Genomic DNA, 12520 nt, shown 5'->3' on the forward strand with positions numbered 1-12520 from the left:
ATTTATCTGGCGACAGGAGGGGCGTCGCATTGAGGCATCTCAAGATAAATTGACTCTGACCCCATTTGTTTTGGGCACCGTGGGTGGCAGTGCGAGCCGGGGAAGTAGCGGGGCGAGATCATTGCGCTCGGGCGTTTGGCGAGGCGGCCCAGGCCGCTCAGGTCCGCCCGTCCGCCCTCAGCAGGCCCGCAAAGTTCGAGACCGCTGGCAGCCCAGGCCCCCAGCGCAGGTTCGCCGGTGCCGGCGCAGGCAGCGCGGGCGACCACAGCGTGCAGCCGGCCAGGCGTTCCAGCAGTTCGCCTGCGGCCAGTAGCGGCACGGCCTCGCGCCAGCTGGACGACCCAGCGGTGAACTGTTGCCACGGGCCGTCGGCCAGCGGCGCGGGCGGCGGCATGCCGGCCAACGGCCACGCTGGCGCGCCGGCCAGGGCCTGCTCGAAGCCATCCACCGAAGCGCCGTCGCCCAGCGTCTGCAGCGCTGCCCTGGCCACCACCGTGTACCAGCGCTCCAGGTGATCCAGCGACTGGCGGTCCAGCGGCGGGTGCACGCGGGACTGGGTGATGAGCAGCGGGAAGTAGCGGCCGACGTTGTCGCAGCTGGGCATCAAGACGCCGAACCACCAGCGCATGTCGACCACGCCGGGCGCCCAGGCGAAGCGCAGCACCGGGGCGGTGAGGTAGGTGTCCAGCCAGTGCGGGCCCAGGGCCGTGGGCAGTTCGCGCATCAGGCTGGCGAGCCAGGTGTCGCAGTGGCGCACCCAGTGCGGCGGCAGGCGGCGCTGCGCGAAGTCGCCCAGCGAGGCGAGCTTGCCGTACCAGCCGGGCGGGCCGTGATCGAAACTTTCGGTTTCGGCGGCGGCCATCACAGGCCAGTCGGGCAGTTGAACTCGTTGAGCTCGCGCAGCTTGAAGGGGTTGCGCACGCTGCTGGTGGTCACGTCGAACACCGCCTTGCGGCCGTCGACCTCGAAGGTGGCGCGGAAGCGTTCGGGCGCGTTGCCGGGCTCGATGCGCACACGGTCGAACATGCGAAACAGCGCCCAGGGGCCGTCGGTGATGGGGCCGGAGCCGCTGGCGCTGGGTGGGCTCATCTGCACCCGCACCTGCTGGCTGCCGCGTGGGCCGGGCCACTGGACCGACATGGGGATCTGCGGGCCGTGGGCGTAGCGCACGATCTGGCCGTCCACGTCGAGGATGAACTGGGTGATGGACGGGTCCATTTCCACCGGCTTGAAGTCCAGCCGCAGCGAGGGCGTGTTGCCGCCGGGAAACAGCGTTTCACGGATGGCCGCGGCACGCTGGAATTGCGGCAGCGTGCCGGCGTCGCCACCCAGCGGCGTGCCTTCGACCGGCCGGAAGCGCCAGGGCCGGCTGCTGGTGTCCACATAGGTTGCGAGCTTCTGCTGGAACAGCTGGTCGATCTTGCCGCCGGGGGCGAACAGCATCGCGAAGTCGGCCTGCGTGGCGTCTCGCGTCGAGTTGCGGTCCAGCGGGTAGCGGCCGGCCACTGCTTGCAGGCAGAACTCGCCCACCTGCGAGCGCACCTCCTGGCCCAGCGTCTGCCGCATCAGGCCTTGCGAGATGCGCGAGCTGCTTTGCGAGAGGTCGTCCAGCATCGTGCGCAGCGGCTGCGGCATGCGCGCGGCTTCGGCCTTCACGCGGTTGGGCACCGGTGAGGGTGGGGGCGCGGCGCCGCCTTGCAGCGCGGTCTCGGCCGAGTTCAGCAGCAGGTTGACCTCGGCGACCAGCGCGAGCGTGTCGTCCAGCGGCGCCTTGCCGCCGCCGGCTGGTGGCGTGACCAGCTGGCGCAGGCCGGCGAAGCGGTCGTCGACGATGGCTTCGATGCGCGGGCCGTTGGCGACCGGGCTGGCTGCGCCGTTGCTGAAGATGCCGGCCAGCTTGTCGCGCGACTGCTGCACCAGGTCGGTGGCGCGGCGCTCGGCGGTCTCCAGCGTGGAGCCGCCACTGGCCAGCGTGGTCTCGCGCGAAATGGCTTTCATCAGCGGCGGCAGCGGGCTGTCTGGCGCGGACAGCAGGCGCGAGCGTTCGACCGACTGCGACAGGCTGCCCATGGGCTGCAGCCGCAGGTCGGCAATGAACGCTTCCCAGGCGGCGGCGTAGTCGTTCAAGTAAAGCCGGCGCACGTCGTCGACCAGCGGTGCGTTGGCGCGCACCTGGGCGGCGGCGTCCTTGGGCGCCTCGGCCACGCCCAGCACCCAGGGCTGCTCGGCGGCCAGCTCGTCGGCTGCCTTGCCGACCATGGGCTGGAAGCCGCGCAGGTAGCCGTCGCGCGAGTACAGGCCGGGCACGCCTTGCGTGAGCGGCGCGCCGCTGGCGCGGGTGAAGACCAGCGCGGCGTTGTTGCCCGCCGCGCGGATCACCGTGAACTCGGGGAAGTCGTTGCCCAGACCCTGGGCGCGCAGCCGGTTGTAGATGCGCTGCGGCAGCGGCAGCGTGGCCAGCTGGGTGCGGGTGGCATCCAGCAAAGGCTTGTCTTCCGGCAGCGGTGAGGCCACGCCGCCCTGGGCCAGCAAGGCGTCCAGGTGGCCGCTGAGCTGGCTGCGCTGCTCGGGCGTCAGTTCGCGGCGCGTGGCCTGCCAGTCGCCCTCGAAATGCTGCTTCAGCGCCGGCGGGTCGAAGTGCGTCGGGTCGTGCAGCATCACGTAGGCCTTCAGCGCTTCATACAGTGTTTCCGGCGTGGCCGCGCCCTGGCGCAGCTGCTCCTCGATGCGCAGCGCCAGCCGCGGCAGCAGCGCGTCGCCCAGCATGCGCTGGTAGGCGGCGCGGGCGGCGCTGTCGAGCTTGCGGCCCTGGAACAGGCCCATGCGCAGCGACCACGGGATGGGGCCTTCGGTGGCCGCCAAGGCGCGTGTGGCCTCCAGCGCGGGCACGATGGGCAGGATGTCGGCGCTGGCCCGGTTGGGCGTGGCTTGCAAGAGTTGCCTCACTTGCTCGGCCCGCGCCGAGACCTCGCCCACGTAGCGCCGGTTCTGCACATAGCTCAGGCCCCAGGCGCCCAGCAGGCCCAGGCCGACGATGCCGACCAGCGCGTAGCCGCCCACGGCCAGCGCGGTGCGCTGGCGCTCCCAGCGGCGGTTGGTGCCGCCCAGGCCGGCTTCGGCGAACACGACCTCCTGCAGCAGCCGGTTCAGGAAATAGGCCCGGCCGCTGGCCTGGTTGGGCGGGATCAGCGCATGTTCGAGCCGGTAGCTGCGCGCCACCGCGCCCAGCACCCGGTCAATGGGCGTGCCTTCCTGCGTGCCGCTGACGAAATACACGCCGCGCAGCTGCGCGCGCGTGGCCTCGAAGGACGAGGGCGCGAACACAGCTTCGACAAACTCCTGCAGCACCTGGCGCAGGCCGGCGAACTGCTCCGGGAAGCCGTAGATGCGGGCGCGGCGTTGCGGGTCGCGCTCCAGCTGCAGCCGGTCGACCAGCCCGTCCAGCAGGCGCTGCTGCAGCGCTTCGAACTCCGGCCCGAAGGCGGCCAGCGGCGCGGCGCTTTCGCGGCCGAAGGTGAAGCCCCAGGGTGCCGCGCGCTGGTCCTTGTCCAGCGTGGCGAAGTAGTCCATGAAGCCGGCCAGCAGGTCGGCCTTGGTGACCAGCAGGTAGATCGGGAAGCGGATGTCCAGGTCCTGGTGCAGCTCCTGCAGCCGGGCACGCACGGTGGCCGCGTGCTGCGCGCGCTCGGCCGGGCTGCGCGAGAGCAGGTCCGAAACCGAGACGGTGACCAGCGCGCCATTGAGCGGCTGGCGCGGGCGCGAGCGGCGCAGCATCTGCAGGAAGCCGCTCCAGGTGGCGCGGTCGGTGCCGGGGTCGCTGTCCTGGGTGGTGAAGCGGCCGGCGGTGTCGATCAGCACCGCTTGGTCGGTGAACCACCAGTCGCAGTGGCGCGTGCCGCCCACGCCGCGGATGGCCTGCTCGCCCATCTGCTCGGCCAGCGGGAACTTCAGCCCGCTGTGGCGCAGCGCGGTGGTCTTGCCCGAGCCGGGCGCGCCGATGATCAGGTACCACGGCAGCTCGTACAGGTAGCGCCCGCCCAGCTTGCCGGCCCAGCCCTTGAGCCGGCTGCTGCTGCCGAAGCGGGCGCGCTGCAGTGTCAGCATGGCTTGGCGGAAACGCTCGCTGACGGCGGCCATGTCCGGGCTCTCGCGCTCTGCCGCCTGGGCTGGCGGCTGCATCAGCTGCTGCACCACGGCGGTGTTGCCGCGCCGGGCGCGCCAGCGGCTCCATGTGATCCAGATGGCCACCAGCACGACCAGCGCGCCGATGGTGGTCCAGCGCGAGGCTTCGGTTTCGAGTGGCCGCTTCTCGCCAATGGCCACCATCGGCCCGACGATCCAGACCAGCAGCGAGACCGCCAGCAGCAGCACCGCGAGCAGCACCCAGCGGTTGAAGATCCAGCCGAGCACGCGTTTCATTTGGCGGCTCCATTGCCGGCCGATGCGGCCTGCGCAGCCGGTTCAGGGCTGCGGGCATTGACCATCAGGCTGATCTCCACGCGCCGGTTCATGGCCTTGTTGGCGGGGCTGTCGTTGGGCACCAGCGGTTCGGCGTCGGCCCGGCCTTCGGCGCGCACCCGTTCGGGCGCGACCTGGTGCGACACCAGCAGCTGGCGCACGGCCTGGGCACGCTCGTCGGACAGGTGCCAGTTCGACGGGAAGCGCGGCGTGCGGATCGGCGAGCTGTCGCTGTGGCCGGTGACCAGCACCGCGCCGGGCATCTGGGCCAGCGCTGCGGCAATGCGCAGCATCAGCGCCTCGCGCTCGGGTGCCAGCGTGGCGCTGGCGGGCGGGAACAGGCCGTCTCCGCGCAGCGTGATGACGCTGCGGTCCACCTCGTCGCGCACGACGACCTGGCCGCCCTTGATGTCCGGCTGCAGGAACTGCGCGAGGCGCGGCTTGGCGGGCGGTGGGGGCGGCGCGACGACCGGCGGCGTGAGCCGCAGCGACTGGATCTGGCCGAACACCGGGTCCGAGCGCTCGGCCAGCGACAGCGAAAGCGCGAGGTACACGCCAACCAGCAGCAGCGCCATGACCGCCGCAGATGCGGCCAGCGGCAGCCAGCCCAGGTGGCGGCGCTGGCGCGTGGCCTCGACCTGCCAGTGCTGGGCCAGCGCGGGCGCGTGGTCGCCGCGCTGGGTCTTCACGATCTGCGCCAGCCGGTCGCGCACGGCTTCGAGCTGCGCGCGGCCGTTGTCGATCACCCGGTAGCGGCCTTCGAAGCCCAGCGTGAGCACCGCGTAGATCAATTCCAGCAGGTCGCGGTTGACGTCCGGCTTCTCGGCCAGCCGGGCCATCAATTGAAATACCTTTTCGCCGCCCCAGGTCTCGTTGTGGAACATCGACAGCAGGCTGTGGCTGGCCCAAACGCCGGAGCCGCCCCAGGGCGTGTCGGCGGCGGCCTCGTCGATCATCGTGCACAACACGTAGCGCGTGGCCATCACGCGCTCGGGCGCGATGCCGGCGGCAGCGGCTTGCGCCGCAAAGTCGCGGATGCCCTGGGCCAGCGCGTTGCGCAGCGCAGCAGGGTCGTCCACGCGGCGGGTGGCGCGCAGCTGCGGCACCAGCAGCAGCAGGCGGTTGGCCAGCGTGAGCAGCGGGTTCAGGCCGGGGGCGGTGCTGGCGGCCTCGTCGGCCGTGTCCTGCTGTGCTGGCGCGGCGGGTGTGTTGCGCAGCGCCGCAGCGGCACCGCCGGGGCGCGGCTTGATGAAGGTGCTCTGGTCGTCGAAACCGGCGAAGGGGTCATTTAAGGCGGAGGGGTCCATGGCGGTTCCCGTGGCTTACTGCCGAATGGCCCACAGCTCGAGTTCCAGGCCGGGGAAGTCACCGGCCACGTGCAGCGCCAGGCTGCCGGCGCGCTCCAGCTGCTTCCACAGCTCGCCGCCGCGGTCCAGCTCGAAGTAGTGGAACCCGGCATGGAAGGGCAGCTGGCGTGGCGCCACCGGCAGCGAGCGCAGGGCCACGCCGGGCAGCTGCAGGTTGACCAGGTCGCGGATGCGGTCCACCGGCCCGAGCTTGGACTGCGCCGGAAAGCGTTGGCGCAGCTGCTCGGCCTGCAGCTGCGCGTTCACGGCGAGCACGAAGTTGGCGCTGCGCAGCAGGCTGGCGTCCGGCACCACGGCCGTGCGCACGCCGTGCGAGCGGTCCACCAGCTCGATCTGCTGCGCATTGCGCTCCAGCACCACCGAGAGCATGCGGCGCAGCTCGTCCAACAGCGGCGCGAAGCTGGCGCGCAGGTCGTCGTGCCGGTAGAGCGGGTACTCGGTGGCCAGGCGCGATTCGCTGACCAGCGTGGCCAGGTCGCCGGCGAGTTGCAGGCAGTCGCGGTGCAGGGTTTCGGGGTGCGCGCTGGGCGCCTGCGCGTGCTGGCGGAACAGCGGCGCGGCGCGGTTCAGCGCCTGCAGCATCAGGAAGTCCGCCAGCTCGGAGACGCCGTTGCCGAGCTGGCCCATGCGCGAAGCCAGCAGCTGCGCGCGCTGCTGCACCAGCCCGTGCAGCAGCGAGGCCATGGCCGAGAGGTGGCCGCTGGCGTCGATGCGGGTCTGCGGCGCGATGTAGGCGCGGTCCAGCACCAGTTGCTGGTCGCTGCGGCGCTCCAGCACGCGGGCCACGCCGAGCGCGGCATGGCCATCGCCCAGCTCGCGCGAGGGCATCAGCCGCAGGCACAGCGCGCCGGTCTGCACCGGCTCGGGTTCGTCGCTGGCGTTGGTGAGGTCGCGCAGCGTGTGGTCGGCGACACGGTAGCGCAGCAGTTCGCCGGTGGGCTCGCCGTCGAACGCGACCTGGTTCACGCCTTCGCGGGCCATTGGCGCGGCCAGGCAGATGGTGTCGCCCTTCAGGTCGGCCGGCACGTCCAGCGGGGCGGGGGCGGCGTCGGCCTGCGGGATCAGGAAGGGCGTGCCGTCGGGCAGTACGCCGCTGGCGCGCAGCACGCCCAGCCGGCCGGTGGACAGCAGCGCCTCGTCCAGTACCAGCTCGGTGAAGCCCCAGCCGTGCGGCGCCAGCGCGCGCACGCGCAGGTCCACCAGGTGTTCGAGGTAGCGGGTTTCCTGCTGGAAGTGGTGCGGCAGCAGGAACATGCCCTGCGTCCAGACGACCTTGTTGCGGTGTGAACTCACGGTTGCACGACCGCGCTGACCGCCAGCTCGTCTGCCTGGATCAGCAACTGCTGCTGCTTGCCGGGGGTGACGGCAACGACGCCGCGCCACTTCGCGTGTTCGATGTCGCGGTAGGCCGCGAAGACGGCGATGAAGCGCGTCTCGGGGGCCAGCGTCTTGTTCAGCGCGCGGCGCTCGCCGGGCGCCAGCGTGAACTCCTCGCGCGCCACCACTTCGGTGCCCAGCTCGGCCTGGTCGCGCTGGTAGAGCGAGACGAAGTCGGCGGCGTTGAAGGCATTGGCGGTCTTCAGCTCATAGACCCGCAGCAGCAGCGGCGAGGGCCGCTGGCTGACGCTGGGGTTGACCCGCGCCGAGGCCGCGATGCTGCCGGACACGACGGTTGGCTTGGGCGGCGGCGGCGCGGACGCGCAGGCCGCCACCAGCAGCGCCGCGGCGCAGGCGCTGCATGCCGAACCCGCGAAGCCGTGACGCACGTTGACCATCTGGAATGCCTTTGGAGACCGGTGTCCAGAATAGCCAGCCGGGCAGGTTGCGCCGCGTGACCAAGGTCATCGGCGCAACGCCAGGGTCGCACCGGCAGCTGCTGCTTCGCCGGCTTGCGCCTGGCTGCCTTCGCCGCCGTGTTGGCCTCCACCCGGCGCGGATCAGGGCCTTGAGTGCGGCTTCATTCGGCTTCGAGGGCGTTGGGCTTGCCCACCGAGGCGCTGTGCCGGGCAGGATGAGCCGTTCCACTGCCCGAGAATCCACGCTGGCCTCGCGCCTTGACCCGACCCACCTTGCGACGTGAACCTTCCGCCATGACCCCTGACGGCCCACCGCGCCTGATCTGCTTCAACAAACCGTATGGCGTGCTCAGCCAGTTTGGTGCCGAGGGGCGCTGGCGCGGCCTGAAGGACTTCATTGAACTGCCGGGGGTGTACGCGGCCGGTCGGCTGGACGCCGACAGCGAAGGCCTGCTGCTGCTCACGTCTGACGGGCAACTGCAGGCCCGCATTGCCGACCCGCGCTTCAAGATGGACAAGACCTACTGGGTGCAGGTGGAAGGCTTGCCGGACGAGGCGGCCCTGGCCCGGCTGCGCCAGGGCGTGACGCTGAAGGACGGGCCGACCTTGCCGGCGCAGGCGCGCCTGATGCTGCCGCCACCGGCGGTGTGGCAGCGGGACCCGCCCATCCGTGTGCGCCAGGCCATTCCCACGGCCTGGCTGGAACTGGTGATCCGCGAAGGCCGCAACCGCCAGGTGCGGCGCATGACGGCCGCCGTGGGCTTCCCCACCTTGCGCCTGATCCGCGCGGCCATCGGCCCCTACACGCTGGGACAGTTGGCGCCTGGGAAGTGGCAGGCGGTGCAGGCGCCGTTGGCGCCGACTCGCTGATCCGCGGGATCAGTCGGCCGCGGGCGAAGCGGTGCTGGCTGGCTGTGGGTCGAACAAGGCCATGGCCTGCTTGGCGACCTGACGGGTGTCGTGCCAGGCATAAGCGCCCACGCCGACCGCGCCGGCCACCGGCACCCAGCGGCTCACGCCATGGCCCAGTGCACGCTGGCTGAGGTGCAGCCCGATGGCACCGGCCACGCCTTTGAGCACCTGCGCGCTGGCTTCCTTGACGAGCACGCGCTGGCCCATGCGCACGGCGAGGTCGCGCACCGCCTGCGCAGCCGTGTGGCGGAACAGGCAGTACAGCATCTGTTCGCGTGTCGGCGCATGCCGGGTGCCGTAGACCGCGGCAATGTCGGCCACCATCTGCGCCTGGATGCGCCAGACCGCCACCAGCTCCGGCAGGATGGTCAACCAGCCCAGCGGGCCCGGCGGCAGTGCCAGCGAGCCGGCCGCGATGCCGGCCTTGCGGGCGGCACGCTGCGCCAGCTGCCAGGCGGCATCGGCCGGCTGCGCGCTGGCCACCTCGCGGGTGGCCGGCGCGCTGCTGACCAGGTTCAGCACGGCTTCACCGAGCCGGACGGCGACAGAGGACGAATCGCTGCTCATTTCGCGTCAACTGGGGGCGTTCGGGGCGACTGCAAGCCTTGCGCAACGATTCTTGACAGCCCGGCAGCCTTGCTCAGCGTGGCGGCAACTGGCCGGCGGCGGGGCTGCGGTATCGTCCCCAGGCTGATGAATGCAAGCCTCATGTCCTCTGAAACGTCCCCTGGAACTGCTGTTGCCAACCGCCCGCGCGGCGAGCGCTTCGATCGCCTGGATGCCTTGCGTGGCGTCGCCATCCTGTGGATGGCGGGCTTCCACTTCTGCTTCGACCTGAACCACTACGGCCTGCTGACGCCGCACCAGCGCTTCCTGTCCGACCCCTTCTGGACCACGCAGCGCACGCTGATCGTCACACTGTTCCTGACCTGCGCCGGACTGGGCCAGGCGGTGGCGCTGGCGGCCGGGCAGGGCTGGCCGCGCTTCTGGCGGCGCTGGGCGCAGGTGGCGGGCTGCGCGGTGCTGGTGTCGGCCGGCTCGGCGCTGATGTTCCCGCGCAGCTGGATCAGCTTTGGCGTGCTGCACGGCATTGCGGCCATGCTGCTGCTCACGCGCTGGCTGGCGCCTGCGCTGATGCGGCGCGGTGCCGCCGGGCTGTGGACCCTGGCCGGCCTGGGCGTGGTGGCGCTGGCCTTGCCACGGCTGTGGCAGTCGCCGCTGTTGAATGGCCGCTGGCTGAACTGGACCGGATTGGTCAGCGAGCTGCCGTTCACCGAGGACTATGTGCCGGTGCTGCCATGGCTGGGCGTGATGCTGCTCGGCGTGGCCGCCGGCCTGTGGCTGCTGGCGCACCGGCGGCACTGGCTCGCGGGCGCGGTGCCGCGGCCGCTGCAGCCGCTGGCGGTGCTGGGCCGCTGGTCGCTGAGTTTCTACATGGTGCACCAGCCGGTGTTGATCGGGTTGGTGATGGCATGGATCGCACTGCGCCACTGAGCTGGCACGGCGCCGCCCGGCGAGATGTGGGCCACTGCGGCGCGCAAAGCTTCAGCCACCGCGGCTTCAGGTTCTGAGCGCCTGCTGTGGCGGGCTCAGGTGGTAGCCTTGCCGGTTGGCGGGCGCATTGGCGCCTGTCCCCGTCTGCTGTCTCCACCGGGGCCTTCCAAGGCCATTTTCTCCATGTCCACCAGCTTTCTCTACGGCTTCCATGCCGTCACCGTGCGCCTGAAGACGGCGCCCGAATCCATCCTCGAGATCCACCTCGACGCCAGCCGGCGCGACGCGCGCATGCGCGGCTTCGCGGACCGTGCCCGTGAGGCCGGCATCAAGCTGGTGGACAGCGACGACGACCGGCTGAGCAAGATGTCCGGCGGGCCGCGCCACCAGGGCGTGGTTGCGCGGGTCAATCCGGTCAAGCAGCGGCATTCGCTGGACGAGGTGCTGGAAGAGGTGGAGGCCGCGAAGGCCGACACCGCGCTGGTGCTGGTGCTGGACGGCGTGACCGACCCGCACAACCTCGGCGCCTGCCTGCGCGTGGCCGACGGTGCCGGCGCCCAGGCGGTGGTCGCGCCGACCGACCATGCCGTGGGCCTGAACGCCACGGTCGCCAAGGTGGCCTCGGGCGCGGCCGAATCGGTGCCGTACCTGATGGTGACCAACCTGGCGCGTGCGCTCAACGAGATGAAGGAGCGCGGCGTGCGCATCATCGGCGCCAGCGACGACGCGACGCAGACGCTTTACGACGTGGACCTGACCGGCCCGGTGGCCATCGTGCTGGGTGCCGAAGGCCCGGGCATGCGCCAGCTCACGCGCAAGACCTGCGACGAGCTGGTCAGCATTCCGATGGCAGGTGCGGTCGAGAGCCTGAACGTGTCGGTGGCTGCGGCGGTGCTGCTGTACGAAGCGCGCCGCCAGCGCCTGAAGGCCAACCCGGCCTGATCGGTCCGGCCGGCGAGCGCGCGGTCAGTCCAGCGAGGGCATGATGACTGCGCCGTCGGTGTCCCACTCGACCAGGGTCAGCCCGGGTTCGAGCGCCTCCAGCCGCCGCAGTTCCAGCGCCTGCGGCGAGAGCTGGCCCTGGCTGGACGCCCAGGCATCGGCGGCGTCGCGCTGGCTGCGCAGGCTGTCGGCATGCGCCAGTGCGGCCCGCATGTGTTGCCCCAGGTCGTCTTCCTGCCAGGGCTTGGTCAGGTAGCGGAACACGCCGATCTCGTTGACCGCCCGCTGCGCGGTGCCGAAGTCCGCCGAGCCGGTGAGCATCATGCGGGTGGAATGCGGCTGCAGCTTGGCGAAGCGGCACAGGAAATCCAGGCCGTCCATGCCGGGCATGCGCAGGTCGGAAATGACGATGTCGTAGCGCCGTTCCAGGCCCATGGCCAGCGCCTGTGCGCCGCCCGGCGAGGTGTCCAGCCGCAGCTGCTTGCCGAACTGCAGGCGCAGCGCGCGTTGCAGTGCATTGAGGATCGCGGTTTCGTCGTCGACCAGCAGGACGTTGTGCATGTGGGTTGCTCCGGGAGGCGGGCGCGGATGGGGGTCAGGCGGCGGTGCCGGCGGCGCCGGGCTGCTGCAGCGGAATGCTGAGCTGGAAGCAGGTGCGGCCGGGCAGGCTTTGCACTTCCAGGCGGCCACCGTGCTTCTGCACGATGCCGTAGGACAGCGACAGGCCCAGGCCGGTGCCCTGGCCCACGGGCTTGGTGGTGAAGAAGGGGTCGAAGATGCGGCCAATGTGCTCGTGCGGGATGCCGGCGCCGTTGTCCTCGACCTGCACCCAGACCTGCTGCTCGTCGCAGCCGGTGCGCACGATGATCAGGCCGCGTTCCTGCTTGATGGCCTGAGCGGCATTCACCAGCAGGTTCATGAAGACCTGGTTCAGCTCCGAGGGCAGGCATTGCACCTCGGGCAGCACGCCGTATTCGCGGTGCACGTCGGCCTTGTACTTGATCTCGTTGTTGACGATGTTGAGCGTCGATTCCAGGCCCTTGTGCAGGTCGCACCATTCCCATTCCTGCCGGTTGTCGACCCGCGAGAAGTCCTTCAGGTCCTGCACGATCTTGCGCACCCGGGAGATGCCCTCGCGCGACTCGGCCATCAGGCTGGGAATGTCCTGCTTCAGGTAGTCCAGCTCGATCTCCTCGCGCAGCGCGCGCAGCTCGCCGGCCAGCACCGGGTCGACGATGCCGGCCTCGGCCCGCTCATAGGCTTCGAGCATGCGGAACAGGTCCGCCATGTAGCGCTCCAGCGTGCCGAAGTTGGAGAACACATAGCCCACCGGGTTGTTGATCTCATGGGCCACGCCGGCCGCCAGCTGGCCAATGGAGGCCAGCTTCTCGGACTGCATCAGCTTGTCCTGCGCCTGGGCCAGCCGCTGGTTGAGCTTGCTGAGCTGCTCATTGGCCAGCAGCAGCGCGCGCACCTTCTCGGGCGTGAGCGTGGCTTCAGCGTCGGCCACGGCGGGTGGAAGGACGGGCGTGTTCATGGTGGGGTCGAAGA

Annotated in this window: 11 protein-coding genes; 3 read left to right on the plus strand and 8 right to left on the minus strand. The window is 70.9% G+C overall.

Annotation, left to right across the window (positions count from 1 at the left end):
- Window positions 1–157: 157 nt before the first annotated feature.
- From tagF to tssJ, 5 genes are read right to left on the minus strand one after another with little or no spacing between them, the layout of a single operon-like run.
- Window positions 158–862 carry a type VI secretion system-associated protein TagF gene (gene tagF / locus ACAH41_RS19735; protein WP_325651596.1) on the minus strand — a complete coding sequence of 235 codons (705 nt, stop codon included), beginning with the start codon at window positions 860–862 and terminating at the stop codon, window positions 158–160.
- A complete protein-coding gene (gene tssM / locus ACAH41_RS19740; RefSeq protein WP_325651594.1) occupies window positions 862–4419 on the minus strand; it encodes a type VI secretion system membrane subunit TssM in 3558 nt (1185 codons plus the stop codon). The genes tagF and tssM overlap by 1 nt, the downstream gene beginning before the upstream one ends.
- Window positions 4416–5765: a DotU family type VI secretion system protein gene (locus ACAH41_RS19745; protein ID WP_325651593.1), complete on the minus strand. Its 1350-nt coding sequence runs from the start codon at window positions 5763–5765 to the stop codon at window positions 4416–4418. Before ACAH41_RS19745 ends, tssM begins: the two co-directional genes overlap by 4 nt.
- A gap of 15 nt (window positions 5766–5780) precedes the next feature.
- A complete protein-coding gene (gene tssK / locus ACAH41_RS19750; protein WP_310742449.1) occupies window positions 5781–7118 on the minus strand; it encodes a type VI secretion system baseplate subunit TssK in 1338 nt (445 codons plus the stop codon).
- Window positions 7115–7600, minus strand: coding sequence for a type VI secretion system lipoprotein TssJ (gene tssJ / locus ACAH41_RS19755; RefSeq protein ID WP_325651584.1), 486 nt, complete (start codon window positions 7598–7600; stop codon window positions 7115–7117). Before tssJ ends, tssK begins: the two co-directional genes overlap by 4 nt.
- Before the next feature lie 315 nt (window positions 7601–7915).
- On the opposite strand from tssJ, the gene ACAH41_RS19760 reads away from it, so the two are divergent.
- Window positions 7916–8491: a pseudouridine synthase gene (locus tag ACAH41_RS19760; protein WP_325651582.1), complete on the plus strand. Its 576-nt coding sequence runs from the start codon at window positions 7916–7918 to the stop codon at window positions 8489–8491.
- A gap of 9 nt (window positions 8492–8500) precedes the next feature.
- On the opposite strand, the gene ACAH41_RS19765 is transcribed toward ACAH41_RS19760, so the two are convergent.
- Complete coding sequence (locus ACAH41_RS19765) at window positions 8501–9100, minus strand: hypothetical protein (protein WP_325651581.1); 600 nt, start codon at window positions 9098–9100, stop codon at window positions 8501–8503.
- A gap of 141 nt (window positions 9101–9241) precedes the next feature.
- Here ACAH41_RS19765 and ACAH41_RS19770 point away from each other — a divergent pair, with 141 nt between their 5' ends.
- Window positions 9242–10027, plus strand: coding sequence for a heparan-alpha-glucosaminide N-acetyltransferase (locus ACAH41_RS19770; RefSeq protein WP_325651580.1), 786 nt, complete (start codon window positions 9242–9244; stop codon window positions 10025–10027).
- A gap of 183 nt (window positions 10028–10210) precedes the next feature.
- Window positions 10211–10969, plus strand: a complete 759-nt coding sequence (rlmB, locus tag ACAH41_RS19775) for a 23S rRNA (guanosine(2251)-2'-O)-methyltransferase RlmB (protein WP_325651579.1) — start codon at window positions 10211–10213, stop codon at window positions 10967–10969.
- A 24-nt stretch (window positions 10970–10993) separates the two neighbouring features.
- Here rlmB and ACAH41_RS19780 read toward each other — a convergent pair whose 3' ends face one another.
- Together ACAH41_RS19780 and ACAH41_RS19785 are read right to left on the minus strand one after the other, a co-directional pair.
- Window positions 10994–11530 carry a response regulator gene (locus ACAH41_RS19780; protein ID WP_325651577.1) on the minus strand — a complete coding sequence of 179 codons (537 nt, stop codon included), beginning with the start codon at window positions 11528–11530 and terminating at the stop codon, window positions 10994–10996.
- A 34-nt stretch (window positions 11531–11564) separates the two neighbouring features.
- Window positions 11565–12506, minus strand: coding sequence for an ATP-binding protein (locus ACAH41_RS19785; RefSeq protein ID WP_325651576.1), 942 nt, complete (start codon window positions 12504–12506; stop codon window positions 11565–11567).
- Window positions 12507–12520 lie beyond the last annotated feature (14 nt).

The organism is Ideonella sp., assembly GCF_041287625.1.
Taxonomy (GTDB): Bacteria; Pseudomonadota; Gammaproteobacteria; order Burkholderiales; family Burkholderiaceae_C; genus Ideonella.

What these genes read in the sequence shown, in the direction of transcription:
- tagF (WP_325651596.1), bottom strand. Translation starts at nt 862, where the DNA reads ATGGCCGCCGCCGAAACCGAAAGTTTCGATCACGGCCCGCCCGGCTGG.
- tssM (WP_325651594.1), bottom strand. Translation starts at nt 4,419, where the DNA reads ATGAAACGCGTGCTCGGCTGGATCTTCAACCGCTGGGTGCTGCTCGCG.
- ACAH41_RS19745 (WP_325651593.1), bottom strand. Translation starts at nt 5,765, where the DNA reads ATGGACCCCTCCGCCTTAAATGACCCCTTCGCCGGTTTCGACGACCAG.
- tssJ (WP_325651584.1), bottom strand. Translation starts at nt 7,600, where the DNA reads ATGGTCAACGTGCGTCACGGCTTCGCGGGTTCGGCATGCAGCGCCTGC.
- ACAH41_RS19760 (WP_325651582.1), top strand. Translation starts at nt 7,916, where the DNA reads ATGACCCCTGACGGCCCACCGCGCCTGATCTGCTTCAACAAACCGTAT.
- ACAH41_RS19765 (WP_325651581.1), bottom strand. Translation starts at nt 9,100, where the DNA reads ATGAGCAGCGATTCGTCCTCTGTCGCCGTCCGGCTCGGTGAAGCCGTG.
- ACAH41_RS19770 (WP_325651580.1), top strand. Translation starts at nt 9,242, where the DNA reads ATGTCCTCTGAAACGTCCCCTGGAACTGCTGTTGCCAACCGCCCGCGC.
- rlmB (WP_325651579.1), top strand. Translation starts at nt 10,211, where the DNA reads ATGTCCACCAGCTTTCTCTACGGCTTCCATGCCGTCACCGTGCGCCTG.
- ACAH41_RS19780 (WP_325651577.1), bottom strand. Translation starts at nt 11,530, where the DNA reads ATGCACAACGTCCTGCTGGTCGACGACGAAACCGCGATCCTCAATGCA.
- ACAH41_RS19785 (WP_325651576.1), bottom strand. Translation starts at nt 12,506, where the DNA reads ATGAACACGCCCGTCCTTCCACCCGCCGTGGCCGACGCTGAAGCCACG.